The organism is Aeromonas sp. 30P, assembly GCF_051919805.1.
GTDB classification, from domain to species: domain Bacteria; phylum Pseudomonadota; class Gammaproteobacteria; order Enterobacterales; family Aeromonadaceae; genus Aeromonas; species Aeromonas veronii.
This window is the reverse complement of record NZ_JBQBEA010000001.1, coordinates 15,351-31,824: the sequence shown is the minus strand read 5'-3', so window position 1 is coordinate 31,824 and position 16,474 is coordinate 15,351. Positions and strand designations below refer to the sequence as shown.

Annotated in this window: 10 protein-coding genes and 1 riboswitch; of the genes, 6 read left to right on the top strand and 4 right to left on the bottom strand. The window is 59.8% G+C overall.

Annotated elements, in window-relative coordinates; translation table 11 throughout:
- Positions 1–48: 48 nt before the first annotated feature.
- A complete protein-coding gene (gene trxA, locus ACTG2B_RS00130; RefSeq protein WP_005339416.1) occupies positions 49–375 on the bottom strand; it encodes a thioredoxin TrxA in 327 nt (108 codons plus the stop codon).
- A gap of 113 nt (positions 376–488) precedes the next feature.
- Here trxA and rhlB point away from each other — a divergent pair, with 113 nt between their 5' ends.
- From rhlB to ACTG2B_RS00115, 3 genes are read left to right on the top strand one after another with little or no spacing between them, the layout of a single operon-like run.
- The gene (rhlB, locus tag ACTG2B_RS00125; protein ID WP_005339414.1) at positions 489–1,778 is read left to right on the top strand and encodes an ATP-dependent RNA helicase RhlB; all 1,290 of its coding nucleotides are present in this window, start codon (positions 489–491) and stop codon (positions 1,776–1,778) included.
- Positions 1,779–1,789: 11 nt separating this feature from the next.
- Positions 1,790–3,280: a guanosine-5'-triphosphate,3'-diphosphate diphosphatase gene (gene gppA / locus ACTG2B_RS00120; RefSeq protein ID WP_236317747.1), complete on the top strand. Its 1,491-nt coding sequence runs from the start codon at positions 1,790–1,792 to the stop codon at positions 3,278–3,280.
- 30 nt (positions 3,281–3,310) lie between these two features.
- Positions 3,311–3,565: a Rho-binding antiterminator gene (locus ACTG2B_RS00115; protein ID WP_236317749.1), complete on the top strand. Its 255-nt coding sequence runs from the start codon at positions 3,311–3,313 to the stop codon at positions 3,563–3,565.
- Between the two features lie 71 nt (positions 3,566–3,636).
- On the opposite strand, the gene ACTG2B_RS00110 is transcribed toward ACTG2B_RS00115, so the two are convergent.
- The gene (locus ACTG2B_RS00110) at positions 3,637–4,386 is read right to left on the bottom strand and encodes a class I SAM-dependent methyltransferase (RefSeq protein ID WP_201975869.1); all 750 of its coding nucleotides are present in this window, start codon (positions 4,384–4,386) and stop codon (positions 3,637–3,639) included.
- A 76-nt stretch (positions 4,387–4,462) separates the two neighbouring features.
- Here ACTG2B_RS00110 and ACTG2B_RS00105 point away from each other — a divergent pair, with 76 nt between their 5' ends.
- Positions 4,463–5,203, top strand: coding sequence for a substrate-binding periplasmic protein (locus ACTG2B_RS00105; RefSeq protein ID WP_201939373.1), 741 nt, complete (start codon positions 4,463–4,465; stop codon positions 5,201–5,203).
- A 6-nt stretch (positions 5,204–5,209) separates the two neighbouring features.
- Here ACTG2B_RS00105 and ACTG2B_RS00100 read toward each other — a convergent pair whose 3' ends face one another.
- Entirely contained in the window at positions 5,210–7,756 is a 2,547-nt protein-coding gene (locus ACTG2B_RS00100) for a putative bifunctional diguanylate cyclase/phosphodiesterase (RefSeq protein ID WP_439994995.1), read from the bottom strand.
- Between the two features lie 207 nt (positions 7,757–7,963).
- On the bottom strand, positions 7,964–10,006 hold the full coding sequence (gene prlC, locus ACTG2B_RS00095) for an oligopeptidase A (RefSeq protein WP_439994994.1): 2,043 nt from the start codon (positions 10,004–10,006) through the stop codon (positions 7,964–7,966).
- A 437-nt stretch (positions 10,007–10,443) separates the two neighbouring features.
- Positions 10,444–10,529: riboswitch (cyclic di-GMP riboswitch) on the top strand.
- A 50-nt stretch (positions 10,530–10,579) separates the two neighbouring features.
- Between prlC and ACTG2B_RS00090 the strand changes: the two genes are divergently transcribed.
- Both ACTG2B_RS00090 and ACTG2B_RS00085 read left to right on the top strand, forming a co-directional pair.
- Positions 10,580–12,769 carry an immunoglobulin-like domain-containing protein gene (locus tag ACTG2B_RS00090; RefSeq protein WP_439994993.1) on the top strand — a complete coding sequence of 730 codons (2,190 nt, stop codon included), beginning with the start codon at positions 10,580–10,582 and terminating at the stop codon, positions 12,767–12,769.
- Positions 12,770–12,937: 168 nt separating this feature from the next.
- Positions 12,938–16,438: a hypothetical protein gene (locus ACTG2B_RS00085; RefSeq protein ID WP_439994992.1), complete on the top strand. Its 3,501-nt coding sequence runs from the start codon at positions 12,938–12,940 to the stop codon at positions 16,436–16,438.
- The last annotated feature ends 36 nt before the right edge of the window (positions 16,439–16,474 follow it).

The window sequence follows — 16,474 nt, the reverse complement described above, 5'->3', positions numbered from 1 at the left end:
TGATAAAACACAAGGAGCGCATTATTGCAATGCGCTCCTCTTTAATTATTACAGGTTGCCGTCCAGGAACTCTTTCAGCTGAGTCTTGGACAGTGCACCGACCTTGGTCGCTGCCACTTCGCCATTCTTGAACAGCAAGAGGGTCGGGATACCACGAATGCCGTACTTGGGCGGAGTATCAGAGTTATGGTCGATGTTCAGTTTGGCTACGGTCACGCGACCTTCGTACTCTTGGGCAACTTCTTCCAGGATCGGGGCAATCATCTTGCACGGACCACACCACTCGGCCCAGAAGTCGACCAGAACGGCGCCATCGGCTTTGATTACATCTGCCTCGAAGCTGGCATCGCTCAGCTGAACAATCTTGTCACTCATCTCCAACTCCAGTCAGTAATTAAGGCTTTATTGACATATCAACAAAGGCAATAGTTGCCCTATTTGAAATGATCCTGTTTATTATTGCAAGCCTAACCTGATAACCTACCGCCATGAGCAAAACACACTTAACGACCGACAAATTCGCCCAAATGGGCCTCGAACCCGAAGTTCTGGCTGGTCTGGAATCAAAGGGATTTCACTATTGCACGCCCATCCAGGCACTGTCTCTGCCACTGCTGGTAGAAGGTCACGACCTCGCCGGTCAGGCCCAGACAGGAACCGGCAAGACCATTGCCTTCCTGGCCGCGACATTCAACTATTTGCTGACTCACCCGCTGACCAAGCCCCGTCTGGTTAACCAACCCAGAGCCATCATCATGGCACCCACCCGGGAACTGGCAGTACAGATCTATAACGATGCCGACAGCATCGCTGCTTCTACCGGCCTGAAACTCGGCCTCGCCTACGGTGGCGAAGGTTACGACAAACAGCTGGCAGTGCTGGAGCAGGGCGTCGACATCCTGATCGGCACCACCGGCCGCATCATCGACTACTTCAAGTCCAAGGTGATCGATCTGAGCAACATTCAGGTCGTGGTACTGGACGAAGCGGATCGCATGTTCGATCTGGGCTTCATCAAGGACATCCGCTTCCTGTTCCGCCGCATGCCGCCCGCGACCGAGCGTCTGAGCATGCTGTTCTCAGCCACCCTCTCCCTGCGCGTGCAAGAGCTGGCCTACGAACACATGAACCATCCGGAACATGTGCAGGTAGAGCCGGAGCAGATGACCGGCGTGCGGATCAAGGAGGAGCTGTTCTACCCCTCCAATGAAGACAAGATGTTGCTGCTGCTCTCCCTGATGGAAGAGGAGTGGCCGGAAAAAGCGATCGTCTTCGCCAACACCAAGCATGTCTGTGAAGACGTTCACGCCTGGCTGGAAAACGACGGCCATCGCGTCGGTCTGCTGACCGGTGATGTGCCACAGAAGAAGCGGATGAAGATCCTCGAGGATTTCACCAAGGGTGCGCTCGATATTCTGGTCGCCACCGACGTGGCCGCCCGTGGTCTGCACATCCCTGACGTGACCCACGTCTTCAACTATGACCTGCCCGACGACGCCGAAGACTATGTACACCGTATCGGTCGTACCGGTCGTGCCGGCAAGAGCGGTCACTCCATCAGCCTGGCCTGTGAAGACTATGCCTTCAACCTGCCGGCCATCGAGGAGTACATCCACCACGCCATTCCGGTCAGCAAATATGATCGCGAAGCGCTGCTGGATGACGTGACCCCGCCGAAACGGGTGTTCCGCAACCGTCAGCCGGTGAACCGCAACATGCGGGATCGTCAGGGCGGTGGCAACAGCAACAACCGTCGTCGTCCGCCGCGCAAGAGCTAAGGACAGGCCCGTTGCACAACTCGCCTCTCTATGCCGCCATCGACCTCGGCTCCAACAGCTTTCATATGCTGGTGGTGCGCGAGGTCGCCGGTGCCCTGCGCACTGTCGCCAAGGTCAAGCGCAAGGTTCGCCTCGCAGCCGGGCTCGATCCGGAATTTCGTCTCAGCCGTGCCGCCATGGAGCGGGGCTGGGACTGTTTGCGTCTCTTCTCCGAACAGTTGCAGGACATTCCGGCCGACAACATCCGGGTGGTGGGCACCGCCACCTTGCGGCTTGCCACCAACGTCGACGAGTTCCTCAGCGAAGCGGAACGGGTTCTCAACCACAGCATCGAGATCATCTCGGGCGAGGAAGAGGCCAAGACCATCTATGAGGGGGTCTCCTGGACCTCTGCCGGGGAAGGCAACCGGCTGGTGATAGACATCGGCGGTGCCAGTACCGAACTGGTGATCGGCGAACATAGCGAAGCAAAACTGCTCAACAGCCTGCACATGGGCTGCGTCACTTGGCTCAACAATCACTTTGGTGATGGCGAGCTCTCTGAAGCCCGTTTCGAGCAGGCGATTGCTGCCGCCAAGGCGGTGCTGGAGAAGGTGGCGGAAGATTACCGCGCCCTCGGCTGGCGCACCTGCGTCGGCGCCTCCGGCACGGTGCAGGCGCTGCAAGAGATCATGCTGGCGCAAGGGAAGAGCGAACGGGTCACCCTGCCGAAACTGCAGGAGCTGATGGGTCAGGCCATCGCCTGCGGCAAGCTCGACCGGCTGCAACTGGAAGGGCTGGCGGCCGAGCGGCTGACCGTGTTCCCCTCCGGCCTCGCCATCCTGATCGCCATCTTCGAAACCCTCGATATCGAGAGCATGACCCTCGCGGGTGGCGCCCTGCGTGAAGGACTGATCTACGGTCTGCTTGGCAACAATCACGACTGTGATGCCCGGGATCGCACCGCCGACAGCCTGATCAGCCGCTATCAGCTGGATAAAGAGCACGCCGAACGGGTGCGCGATACCGCCGTCGAGGCGTTCAACCAGCTGCAACCAGCCTGGCGACTCTCCAAACGCTACGGTCGTCCGATCTTGCGTTATGCCGCCCTGCTGCACGAGATCGGCCTCTGTATCGAGTACAAGAAGGCGCCGCAACACGCCGCCTACATCATCGACAACATCGACATGCCGGGCTTTACCCCTGCGCAAAAGAAGCTGTTGTCGGCCCTGCTGTTCAACCAGCGGGACGAATTCAAGCTGGAACCGCTGGAAAAGCAGGGTGCAGTCACCGGTCGTCAGGCGATCCGGCTGGCCCGTATCCTGCGCATCGCACTGATCCTCTGTATGCGCCGCACCCAGGGCACTGTGCCCAGCTTCATCCTGCAGGCAGAAGAGGAGTCACTGACACTGACACTGCCCAAGGGCTGGATGGATGAACACTACCTGCGCGCCAGCGAGCTGCGGCTCGAGGTGGAACGCCAGCAGAAGATGGGCTGGCCGACCCGCGTACAGGAAGCCTGACTCAGCAACCTGCCTGTTTTGGAGCCGATCATGCCGGATTATCAACCCATCAGCTGCGATCTCTACGACTGGCTCGAAATTGCTGCCAGCTGGCAACTGCCGGTAACCCTCACCAGCCACGATGGTCGCCAGCGGGATGACAAGATCCGCACTATCGAAGCCAGCGAAGGGGTCGAGTATCTGCTGCTGCACAGTGGCGAGCGGCTCAGTCTGGCGGAACTGGCGACCCTGCGCCTGAACTGGCAAGGGGAAGAGAAGCTGATCAACTTCGCGCCAACCAACTGAATCCAGTATGAAAAAGGAGGGCCAACATGACGTTGGCCCTCCTTTTTTGCATCCGCAACTCGCACCGACCGTTAACTCGCCGCCAGCGCCGCCATCACATAGACATCGAAGCGGTTGCTCTTGGTTTCGATGGCCATGCTGGGTTTATGCTCGTTGAGCCAGCCGGCGTAATCCGGCCGCTTCACCACCACCCGCTTATCAGCCATCTTGAGCGCGGCAGGCAACAAGGCATCCGCATCGAGATCCGGCCCCACCAGCGACTGGAACACCCGCATCTCTTTTTTTACCAGCGCCGACTTCTGCTTGTGCGGGAACATGGGGTCGAGGTAGATCACCTCGGGCCGCTCCGGCAGCGCCAGCAGGTTGTCCACCGCCGGGCCTTGCAGCAGGTGCATCCGCTCGCTGACCCAGGGGCCAATCTCGGGATCCTGTGCCGCCCGCGCCAACCCGTCCTGCAATAGAGCAGCCACCACGGGACTGCGTTCGATCAGGGTCACCTTGCAACCGAGGGAGGCGAGCACGAAGGCATCGCGCCCCAGCCCGGCGGTAGCATCCACCACGGTCGGAGTGGCTCCGGCCTTGAGCCCCACCGCCTTGGCGATGGACTGACCGCGACCGCCGCCAAACTTGCGGCGATGCGCCACCGCCCCTTCCACGAAGTCCACATAGACAGCACCCAGCTTGGGCTCGTCCAGCTTGCGCAGTTCCAACCGTTCCGGGGTAAACACCAGGGCAAACTGGGGAAGGTCGAGCTGGGCAAGCTGGCTGGCCAGCGCGTCTGCCTGCGCGGCCTTGGCGGGGTCTTCGAGGAGGATTTGCATGGTCTTTGGATGCGTTCTAAGTTCAGTGAACCGAGTGTACCACAGCCCCTTCAAGTCGCTGTAGGGAGGAAATCCCATGAACCTGTTCATTGCCCTGCTCCTCGCAGCCCAGAGCGGCACAAACCTGAAGGTCTGCGGCGTAGACTGGCCTCCCTTTTCCTATGCCGAACAGGGCAACCTGAAAGAGGGCATTTCGGTGGAGATCCATCAAGAGGTGGCGCGCCGCCTTGGCATGAACCTCACCCTGCTTGAACTGCCTTGGGGGCGCTGCGAGCAATATGTCAGCACCCAGCTGGCGGATGGCATTCTCGACAATGCCCCTCTCCCCGGTTGCTATCACTCTGACCTTGCCACCGCCTTCTATCCTCTGGCCGCCTATGTGCGTACCGACAGTCCGTTACAGAACTTCTCGTGGGAGATGGCCAAGGGGCTGAAAGTAGGGATGGTCAGGGGGTATGACTACACGGCCAAGATCAGGAACTTCACTGGCTGGGAGCCCATCAAGGTTCACTCCGACAAACAGCTGCTCCTGATGCTGGAAAAGAGCCGGGTCGATATAATCATCCTGGACTACTTCTCTGCCCCCATTCTGTCGAGAGAGCAGGACGTCAGGATCCGCGCCCTCACCCCCTTTATCGATTCGACGCCACTCTACCTCTGTTTTGGCAAACAGAAGGCTGACCTGCTGCCTACCTACAACAAGGCGCTGCAACAGTTGCAGGATGAGGGAGTACTGGATCGCATCTATCTGCGCTATCTCGGCGAGGATTACCGGACATTGAAAACCAAACAGGAACAGATGACATCGCAGGAGTAAGCGCCACTAGCTGATCTGCAGAAACATCCCTTTGTCATTGAGCTGCAGATATTCGGTGAGATCGTCATAGGCCAGCGGGCGGCTGAGCAGATAACCCTGGGTGAAGGCGCACCCTTTCTGGCAGAGGAAGTTGAGCTGCTCGCGGGTCTCTACCCCCTCGATCACCACCTGCATGCCGAGGTTGTGCACTATGTTGATGATGCCATCGAGCAGCATCCGATCCTGCTCGTTGAAGGGGATATGGCGCACGAAGGAGCGGTCGATCTTGACCAGATCTACCGGGAAGGTGCGCAGATAGTTGAGGGCCGAGTAGCCGGTACCGAAATCGTCGATGGCCAGCTTGCAGCCCGCCTCGCGCAGGGCATCGATCCGCACCCTGTGCTGATCGCTGCTCTCCATCAGCAGAGATTCGGTGATTTCGATGACGATGTCAGCAGGATCGAGCCCGAAGTGCTGGATCACCTTGAGCCACTCGCTCGCCTCTGGGTCGATGGTCTGGAACTCCATGGTGGAACGGTTGATCGACATCTGCAGATCAGGGAAGCCGGATTGCTGCAACCGCGCCAGATCCCGGCAAGACTGCCACAATACCAGCGCACCCAGCCCCTGAATCAACCCCGCTTCTTCCGCCAGCGGAATAAACTCGGCAGGGGAGACCTGTCCCCATTGGGGGTGATACCAGCGCACCAGCGCCTCCAGCTTGGCGACCCGTCCGCTGCGATTGTCCCAGATGGGCTGGTAGGCCATGGTCAGCTGCTCCAGCTTGATCGCTTCGGCCAGATCCTGCTGCATCTGGTGGCGCTGGCGCACCTCTTCCCGCATGGATGAGCAGTAGGCACCGAGCAACCGTCCCTGCCGCTTGGCCGCAAACAGCGCCTGTTCGGCGTTGCGCAGCAGCTCGTCGCTCTCGCTGCCATCAACCGGACAGAGAGTCATGCCGATGGTCGCGGTCACATAGAGATGCTGGTTGGCCAGCATAAAGGGGCGGGCGAAACTGCCGATCACCTGCTTGGCAAACACCTCGGCCTGACGGCGGGTGACGATGCCGGGCACCAGGAACGCGAACTCGTCGCCACCGATGCGGGCTACCAGATCTTCGGTGCGCACCCGGCTCACCAGTCGATCCGACACCTCCCGCAGCAGGGCATCGCCAGCATGGTGATCCATGCTGTTGTTGACCGCCTTGAAGTTGTTGAGGTCGAGCACCATGAGCGCGAAGCGCTCGCCCCGCTCGCAGAAGCGGGTGAGGCAGCGGCCAAACAGCCAGCGGTTGGGCAGGCTGGTGAGGTTGTCGTAGTTGGCCTGGGTCGCGATCTTCTGCTCTGCCACCTTGGTCTGGGAAAGATCGCTGAAAATGGCGATATATTGCTGGATTTTGCCAGCTTCACGCAGGGTGCTGATCATCAGCTGCTGCGGATAGAGCTTGCCGTTCTTGCGCTTGTTCCACACCTCGCCACGCCACACCCCCACCCGCTCCAGCGCGTGGTACATGTCGGCATAGAAGGTCTGATCGTGCAGCCCGGACTTGAGCATGCTGGGACGCTGGCCCCGCACCTCGTCGCTGCTGTAGCCGGTGATCTGCTCGAAGGCCGGGTTGACCGAGATGATGCGGCTGTCGGCATCGCACACCAGAATCGCTTCGGAGAGGTTGTCGTAGACCCGGTGGGAGAGCTTGAGCTGCTCCGCATGGCGCTTGAGGGGATCGATATTCTCCAGCAGCACCATCAGGTAGTCCGGCTGCTGCTGCTCGTCGCGGATCAGGGTGACAGTCACCCGCCCCCACAGGATCTCGCCCCCCTTGCAGAAGTAGCGCTTCTCCTGGGTGAAACTGCTGCGCTCGCCGCGCCGGATCTCTTCGTAGCACTCAAGGCTGCGCTGCCAATCCTCCGGGTGATTGATGTCGGAGATGGAGCGATGAAGCAGCTCGTCGAGGGGATAGCCCAACATCTTCTCGATAGCCGGATTGGCCCAGAGAATGCGGCCGGTGAGATCGAGCTTACCGATCCCCACCGGGGCCTGAAACAGCATGCTCTGCAGCACATGGGGGGTATCAGGCAAGAGTTGCGGCAGCTGGCGTTGCAGCATCAGCGCCAGTTCGCGACCGGCCAGCGGCCCCAGCAACCGGAGCAGCCCCATCACCTTGGTCATATTGGCCTGCGGCTGACGATAGAGCAGGCAGCAGATACCTATGATCTCGCCATCCGCATCCTTGAGGGCGATCCCGGCGTAGGCCTGGGCTTGCCACGCATCGGCAAGTGGCATCGCGGGGAACAGCTGCAACAGACGATCGCTGAACCAGGCTTCCCCCTCCTGCCAGGTAATGGCATCGGGAGAGTCAGTGATTGGCAGCGTCAGGGTATCGGGGTCAAGAGAGGAGGGATGGGCAGCCTGAACCGTAAGATGGGAAGCATTTGATTCCCTGCTGGCGATCAGGACGACATCAGCCATCACAGCAGCGGCGATTTCACTCACAAAGGTATCGAAATATCCCTGGCCGCTCGAATGAGCCAGACTGGAGATGATTTGATAGACGGAATCGAGTGCTCGCCTCATGGCAAGTGGCTTTCTCTCCTTGAAGGTTAGAACACGACTCTACTGAAGAGCCGTGGGCAGTGCAAATATGCAATCAGCAAGATATTAAAAAGCCTTGAAAAAAGGGACCAAAAGGTCCCTTTTTGTCGCAGAAATCACGACTCGATCCCACTATGCCGCAAAACAGTGTACCTGCTTGAAGCTCACACAGGCTGCGGGTCAGGAATCTCAGGCGGCAATACCGCTGTGTCGCAACAGCGCATCCACCTTGGGCTCACGACCACGGAAGGCTCGGAACAGCTCCATCGGCTCCTTCGAGCCACCCTTCTCCAGAATATTCTTCAGGAAGGATTGGCCGGTTGCCGGGTTGAAGATCCCCTCCTCCTCGAAGCGGGAGAAGGCATCGGCAGAGAGTACCTCGGCCCACTTGTAGCTGTAGTAGCCCGCCGCATAGCCACCCGCGAAGATGTGGGAGAAGCTGTGCTGGAAGCGGTTGAACGCCGGTGGTGTCATCACTGCTACCTGACTACGCACCTCATCCAGCAGCGCCGGGAGCTGTGCCGGATTGGCCGGATCAAACTCCTGATGCAGGCGGAAGTCGAACAGGGCGAACTCCAGCTGGCGCAGCATCTGCATGGCCGCCTGGAAGTTGCGGGCGGTCAGCATCTTCTCCAGCAGATCGGCAGGCAGCGGCTCGCCGGTCTCGTAGTGGCCGGAGATAAAGGCCAGCGCCTCGGACTCCCAGCACCAGTTCTCGAGGAACTGGCTCGGCAGCTCCACCGCATCCCAGGCCACGCCGTTGATACCGGCGACACCGGCCACATCGATGCGGGTCAGCATGTGGTGGATGCCGTGGCCAAACTCATGGAACAGGGTGACCACTTCGTTGTGGGTGAACAGCGCCGGTTTACCATCCACCGGGCCGTTGAAGTTGCAGGTCAGGTAGGCCACCGGTTTTTGCAGCGAGCCATCCTGACGGTAGCGACGACCCAGACAGACATCCATCCAGGCCCCGCCCTGCTTGTGCTCGCGGGCATAGAGGTCGAGGTAGAAGCTGCCGCGCAGCTCGTCGTCGGCATCGAAGATGTCGTAGAAGCGCACGTCCGGGTGCCAGGTGTCGATACCGAGGCGCTCGCGCACCTTCATGCCGAATACCCGCTTCACCACTTCGAACAACCCCTTCACCACCTTGCTGGCGGGGAAGTAGGGGCGCAGCTGCTCGTCGGAGATGGAGAACTTGTGCTGTTTGAGCTTCTCGGCGTAGTAGGCGAGATCCCAGGCTGCCAGCTCGCTCTGACCATGCTGCTCGGCGGCGAAGGCGCGGATCTCCTCCAGCTCGGCCTTGCCTTGCGGCAGGGATTTGGCCGCCAGATCGGTGAGGAAGCTCACCACCTGTTCGGTCTTGTCCGCCATCTTGGTGGCCAGGGAGAGCTCGGCATAGTTGGCAAAGCCCAGCAGCTGGGCCAGTTCGCGGCGCAGGGTGAGCAGCTCGCTCATGATGGCGGAGTTGTCCCACTTGCCCGCATTGGGGCCCTGATCGGAGGCGCGGGTGGTGAAGGCCTCATACATCTCGGCGCGCAGCTCGCGGTTGTCCGCGTACATCATCACCGGCAGGTAGGAAGGGATATCCAGAGTGAACAGCCACCCCTCTTTGCCTTTAAGTTCAGCCATCTGACGGGCAGCGGCACGCACGCTGTCGGGCAGACCGGCCAGCTCGGCTTCATCGTCCACCAGCTTGTGCCAACCCTGGGTTGCGTCCAGCACGTTGTTGCTGAAACGGGAGGCCAGCTCGGAGAGGCGGGCCTGAATTTCACCGTAGCGCTGCTGCGCCTCGGCAGGCAGACCGATACCGGAGAGGCGGAAGTCACGCAGGGTATTCTGGATCTCCTTGCGCTGGGCGCCGCTCAGCAGCGGGAAATCATCGCTCTGGGAGAGGGCCAGATAGGCCTGATAGAGCCCTTCATGCTGACCGACATAGGTCTGGAATTCAGAGAGCAGCGGCAGGCAGGCATCATGGGCCTCGCGCAGCGCTTCGCTGTTGAGTACGGAGTTGAGGTGGCTGACCGGTGACCAGATCCGTGACAGGCGGTCATTTACCTCTTCCAGCGGGGCAATCAGGCTATCCCAGGTATGGGGATCACGCTGGGCCAGCACATCGCTGATCTTCTGCTTGCAGTCAGCAATCGCCTGAATCACGGCAGGCTGAACCTGCTCCGGCTTGATCTGGCTGAAAGGGGGCAGCGAATCCATTGTCAGCAAAGGGTTATTCATCCCGGTTACCTCTTGTTTGGTCTTGAACAGACCGCTTTAGCAGCTCTGTATGGCTTTCTAACATGTGGCCAAGCCACGCAATAATCAAGCGGGAATCCGCCGCAACCCTGTACTTTTCCAGCCATTGCGACCCGGATCTCTGCCGTTGCTGCAGTTTTGCCATCAACAGCCAGTAACAGGATGAATATGTGGGCCTTTTTTGGCTCTTACCGCTACTTTCAAGGGGCAAAAAGCCGCCATTTACCGGCGCCACAGCTGCCAGCCAAGTACCGTCATGCTCAATCATGGAAACGGACAAAATGTGTTAGCTGTAACAAATTATCAATATTTTTCAGTCAATTAGAATCAAAACCAACTATTGATTAATTTATTTTCAAGAATCTATCATAGGCAACCTGCCATGCAGGTCACTTGATTCTCTGTGCTGCACAGAAATCGGGTGAAAAAGGCAAAGTGACCCGAAAGGGCGCGACGCAAAGCCACCGGTCTAAGGGAAAACACCTATGACAGCGGGGCTGCCCCCGGGGACGTCCGGTCACAACCGACGCCCCATTTGCACCGTACGGAGAGACGATGAACAAACTCAAATTATCCCTGCTTGGCTGCCTGCTCGGCATGGGCGCCCCCATGGCATATGCCGCCAGTGCCGGTCAGGCGATGGTCAACCCCCAGTCCGGCGTAGTGGTCGGCTACTGGCACAACTGGTGTGACGGCTCGGGCTACAAGGGCGGTATCGCCCCCTGCGTCAAGCTCGATCAGGTCAACCCGCAATACAACGTGGTCGATGTCTCCTTCATGAAGGTGTATGGCAGCGATCCCATCCCCACCTTCAAGCTCGACCCGGCCATCGGCATGAGCGAAAGCCAGTTTATCGAGCAGATCGCCGAGCTGAACCGTCAGGGCCGTGCCGTGCTGCTGGCGCTGGGCGGTGCCGATGCACACATCGAGCTGCGCAAAGGTCAGGAGCAGGCCTTTGCCGACGAGATCATCCGTCTGGTGGAGACCTACGGCTTCGACGGGCTGGATATCGACCTGGAACAGGCCGCCATCACTGCCGCCGACAACCAGACCGTGATCCCGGCGGCCCTGCGTCTGGTCAAGGATCACTACCGCGCCCAGGGGAAAAACTTCCTCATCACCATGGCGCCGGAGTTCCCCTATCTGACCCAGACTGGCGCCTACATCCCCTATATCCGCAATCTGGAAGGGTACTACGACTGGATCAACCCTCAGTTCTACAACCAGGGTGGCGACGGTATCTACATCGATGGCATCGGCTGGATTGCCCAGAACAACGATGCCCTGAAAGAAGAGTTCATCTACTACATGGCGGATTCGCTGAGCAACGGAACCCGCGGCTTCTACAAGATCCCCCATGACAAGCTGGTGTTCGGCATACCGACCAACATCGACGCCGCCGCCACCGGCTATGTGCAGGATCCGCAGAAGCTCTACAACGCCTTCAACCGCCTGAAGAGCGAGGGGCAACCGCTGCGTGGCGTGATGACTTGGTCCATCAACTGGGACATGGGCCGCAACGCCGCTGGTCAGTCCTACAACGAATCCTTCATCAAGAGCTACGGCCCCTTCATCCACGATCAGGAGATCACGCCCCCGGTCGACAACGGCAAGCCGGTGTTCAGCGGCCTGAGCGATACCCGCATCAAGCAGGGTACCGCCTTTGATCCGCTGGCAGGTGTCAGTGCCAACGACAAGGAAGATGGCGACCTGACTGGCCAAATCCAGGTGGAAGGCTCGGTAGAGAGCCAGCGCATCGGCCTCTACCCCCTCACCTACAAGGTGAGCGATCGCGACAACAACGTCACCGAGCAGGTACGTACCATCGAGGTCTACAGCATGAAGCCGGTGTTCAGCGGCGTCACCGACACCACGCTGGAACTGGGTACCCCCTTCGATCCGATGACAGGCGTCAGCGCCCATGATGAAGAAGATGGCGACCTGACCGCCCAAATCAAGGTCAGCGGCAACGTCGACAGCAGCAAGGTCGGCCGCTACACCCTCACCTATCAGGTGAGCGACAGCGCCGGTCAGCAGGTAACCCAGCAGCGCAACGTGACCGTCAGGGAGCAAGGCGCCGTCTGTGAAAACAGCTGGGATGCCAAGATGGTCTACGTGGGCGGCGACATCGTCAGCCACAACGGCAAGAACTGGCTGGCAGGCTGGTGGACCCAGAACGAAGAGCCGGGCACAACGGGTGACTGGGGCGTCTGGCGCGTACAGGGCGACAGCGACTGCGGCGGCACAACGCCCCCCGCCGAAGGCAGCAGCGACTTCACCGTCAGCGCCATGGCGAGCGAGTACACCATAGTCAACGGTCAGGTCAGCATCCGCTTCAACCTGACCACCGCCAACCCGGTACAGATCACCGCAACTCTGGAGCAGAGCGGCCACAGCCACGGTACCACCAGCAGCCAGGTGAACGGCACCAGCACCCTGGTACTGCAGGGCAGCAATGTCACCGATGGCAGCTACGACGTGGTGATCACCGGTCTGGCAGATGGCCAGCAGCCGGTGGTACAGCGCTTCCCGGTTGCGCTGACCGAAGAGAACAGCGGCGGTGGCGAAGGTGACTACCCGGCCTATGCCCCCAACACCAGCTATCAGGCTGGTGATCGGGTCAGCAATGCCGGTGGCAACTACGAGTGCAAACCCTGGCCCTACAGCGGCTGGTGTAGCGGCTCGACCAGCCACTATGCACCGGGTACCGGCAGCGCCTGGAGCGATGCCTGGATCAAGCTCTGACCTTGCCCCAACCACTAACGGGGGCTGACAGGCCCCCGCCCATATCCTGCCCGTCGGCCACGCTGCCGATGGGCAGGATGCACTGACCCGGACGGGTTAGCCCCTCTCTTTTACATGCTTGCCAACCACCAAAAAACATCCAACAACAACCAAGATAAGGAAATCACCATGCCAAGAACCACCAAGCTTGCCACCCTGCTCGGTTTGCTGCTGTCGGCCCATGTCGTGGCCGATGAGCGCGAACAAGCCTATTTCAAACAAACCTATCAGGAGCACTACGAGCAGATGACGGCGCTCCTCGCCGCGCTGCATCAGAGTGCGGCTGACGAGCAGAATGTGATCATCAAGGATGGCAAGCGCCACCTTGCCATCAACGGCCTGCTCTACCCGCTGACGGCGGATAACCACATCCTGTTCGATCTGCCCAAACCCCACTTTTTCGACGAAACAGCCATTCGTAACGTCTTTGATTTCTTCGATGAGGAGTGGGAGCTGACCTGGTACGACGGTGGGGTCGTAGCGGTCAACAAGCGCTTTGGCAACTATGACTACGGCAACGGCTGTCTGCTGGAGTACTTCCCCCACGGCCAGATCCAGAATGGCGAACGCACCCGGGTGGTGATGGAGACCAGCTCCTGCAGCGTCAACTCGTTTGCCACCTCGCTGCAATATATGGACAAAGGCGAGGAGCTGGCGGCCGACCAGCTGGGGCTGGACGCCAGCCTGATCACGGCGGTCGAGCGCTATCAGGATCGGCTCTATGTCAGCCAGAACGGCAATCCGGGCCATGTGGCCATTATCGATATCCCGAGCCGCCAGCAGATTGGCGAGCTCCGCGGCACCGCAACCGGCAGTGCCACGGCCTACAACCAGGTCAGCGAACTGTTTGTCCGCAACAACCTGCTCTACGTGGTCTCGCGCTACTCGCACCGGGTCGATATCTTCGATCTGGCCGATGAACATCGCCATGTCACCACCCTGGGAACCGGTCGGGATTCCGGCAGCAACAGCCTGCACCGCGCCCAGGCCGTCTTTGCCAATCAGGATTACGTGCTGGTGGCCGATGCGCTGAGCGAGATCAAGGTCTACCACCAGCAGGATGTGACGCCGGAGAACAGTCTCAAGACCCCCATCGCCGGTCGGCTCGCCTTTGAAGGAAAATACAGCCACCGTCTGGTGCAACTCCATCAGGTGGGTGACTATCTGCTGGCCCACACCGCCGGCAAAAACTACTACATCTATGACCTGCGCAAACTGGCTGATGCCATCGCCAGCAACACACCGCTGGCGCCTGAGCAGGTGATCGCCGACAGCAATCTGCAAAAAATCGACATGGATGGCGATCGGCTGGTGGTGAACTTCAAGGACCGCATCGAGTGGCATGATGCCGATACCCTGATCGCCAACGACTTTCAGTTCAAGAACCCGACCTTTACTGTCCGGGAGATCAACCAGCAGCCCGTGGCGGCGCTGAAAGATCTCCAGCTGGCGGGCTCGGCGCTTGTCACCGCCAACGAGCGCGGCCTGGGTTTCAACCAGCTGCTGAGCAAGGAGATCAGCTTCACGGCCGACGAGCAGTTGCCGGCTCGCCCGCTGATCTTCGATCAGCTGATGCCGGCCGCAGTCAGCTACATACTGCGCAATGACGAACCCTACGAGGTGCTGATCGATCGCGCCCAGCGTTCGGTCAACATCAATTCGCTGGTCAAGACCGAGCTGCTTGATAACGACACGGTGCGCATCACCAACTATGCCGCCAGAGAGCTGCATGACATCAATATCGAGTCACGCCTGAACGGTATCAACAAGTGGCTGATCCTGGGCCAGCTCGATCGCCTGCCCGCCTATGCCCAAATCACCCTGCCACTGAGCGCCTTTGGCGAGCAGGGACGCTTCAACAGCGCCAGCCGCGATGGCGTGTTTGATCTCAACAACCTGCTCGACAACAGCATCAATCTGCCTGCCCAGTTCGAGCACAGGTTCAGCTCCAACTCGGATCCGTTTGCCCAGAAGCTGGCACGCCTCAAGCCAAGCTGGAACGTGCGCTTCGCCACCAACACCAGTGGCTCCTGGCGCCCCATCAATGCCCTCTACGCCCGCGAATGGCTGATCATCGCCACCAACCTGGCCTACATGGTCTCGACCGAGGAGTTCAAACACGTCTGGTACAACTTCAAGGCGGTGAACGGCTACGAGATGTTCGGCAATGGCGGCAACAGCTATGTGCCGAACGGGATCTTTACCGCAGCCGATTATGACTACTACTACCACAGCCTGATGAAGCGCCCCTACCTCAACCTGGGGATCACCGCCATGGGGGGCGGGCTGGGGAGTGGTGGCATCACCGGGGTCGATACCTTTAACTTTGTCAGCCACTACTACGGCGGCTGGGGCATCATTGCCCACGAATTTGGCCACGGCTTCGATGGGAAGTCCTACAGCCATGAGAGCGCGTTTGCCCGTGGCAGCCACGGCTGGCATCCCCTGATGACGGGCATGGCCAACTACCATATCCGCAAGGGCGACCTGCCCTATCTGGACGATGATCTCAATGGCTTCCACAAGCCGGAAAATGACATCTATCGCTACAACTCGGTCAGTCAGGGGGCTCGCAAGCACCGCGCTGACAGCCACATGTACTATACCGACCACTACTTCATGCAATTCTCCACCATGCCGCAAGGCTGGGTAGCCAACGGCAGCGACTTCAGTGCCGGGCAGCTGGCGGCCCTGAACAATCAGGAGCGACTGCTGATGGGCTGGATCCCCAAGGAGTCGGAGAAAGGCAATCTCTGCCGATTCACCTTCCAGGATGGCGAGCAGTACTACGGCTACGTCGAACAGCAGGCTGATGGTCTGCTCTGTGATGCCGGATCCCTGATCCGTTATCGTCAGCCCGATGGCCAGTTTGTGCCGCTGGTCTCGGCCATCAACCAGTTTGACTGGCTGTCACTCCACCACAAGGGCAAGCTGGATCAGCCAGTGCTGCACCAGAATGGTCGCCAGCTCTGCTACAAGAATGTGGCGGGCTTTTACGGTATCGGCTTCGTTAATGACAACAAACAGTGCACCCAGTTGCCCAACGTCTATCAGACCAATGGCAAGCACTGGCTGACCAGCTCCGGCTGGACCGGTCTCACCTACCTGAGCGGAGACTTCATTCTGCCCACTACCGGTAGCAGCAGTGACTTCACCGTCACCGATCTGGCGGCCGAATATCTCATCGTCAACGGCGCGCTCGACTTCAGTCTGACGCTGACCACCGCCAACCCGGTGACCGTCACCGCGACCCTGTTGCAGGATGGCAATCCGGTCGCCACCGGCAGCGCCCTGATCGATGGTCTGGGTTCCCTGCAGCTGGCACTGTCGGGCCTAGCGGCCGGCAGTTACGAGCTGCTGCTGGCGGGCATGGCTGAGGGGAGCAAGCAGGGCTTCGAGCGCCGCTTCACCCTGGCATTGGTGGAACAGGCTCCGGGTGGTGACGGTGGTAACGGCAGCTACCCGGCCTATGTTGCGGGCACCGCTTATCAGAGTGGCGAACGGGTCAGCAATGCCGGTGGCGACTACGAGTGCAAAGCCTGGCCCTACAGCGGCTGGTGTGGCGGCTCGACCAGCCACTATGCACCGGGTACCGGCAGCCACTGGAGCGATGCCTGGACCAAGCTGTAATCATCCGCTCGTGACCAAAAGAGAGCCATAACGACA

Coding starts and splice junctions, on each gene's coding strand:
- ACTG2B_RS00115 (WP_236317749.1), top strand. CDS start 3,311: ATGCCGGATTATCAACCCATCAGCTGCGATCTCTACGACTGGCTCGAA.
- ACTG2B_RS00105 (WP_201939373.1), top strand. CDS start 4,463: ATGAACCTGTTCATTGCCCTGCTCCTCGCAGCCCAGAGCGGCACAAAC.
- ACTG2B_RS00090 (WP_439994993.1), top strand. CDS start 10,580: ATGAACAAACTCAAATTATCCCTGCTTGGCTGCCTGCTCGGCATGGGC.
- ACTG2B_RS00085 (WP_439994992.1), top strand. CDS start 12,938: ATGCCAAGAACCACCAAGCTTGCCACCCTGCTCGGTTTGCTGCTGTCG.
- ACTG2B_RS00100 (WP_439994995.1), bottom strand. CDS start 7,756: ATGAGGCGAGCACTCGATTCCGTCTATCAAATCATCTCCAGTCTGGCT.
- prlC (WP_439994994.1), bottom strand. CDS start 10,006: ATGAATAACCCTTTGCTGACAATGGATTCGCTGCCCCCTTTCAGCCAG.
- ACTG2B_RS00110 (WP_201975869.1), bottom strand. CDS start 4,386: ATGCAAATCCTCCTCGAAGACCCCGCCAAGGCCGCGCAGGCAGACGCG.
- rhlB (WP_005339414.1), top strand. CDS start 489: ATGAGCAAAACACACTTAACGACCGACAAATTCGCCCAAATGGGCCTC.
- trxA (WP_005339416.1), bottom strand. CDS start 375: ATGAGTGACAAGATTGTTCAGCTGAGCGATGCCAGCTTCGAGGCAGAT.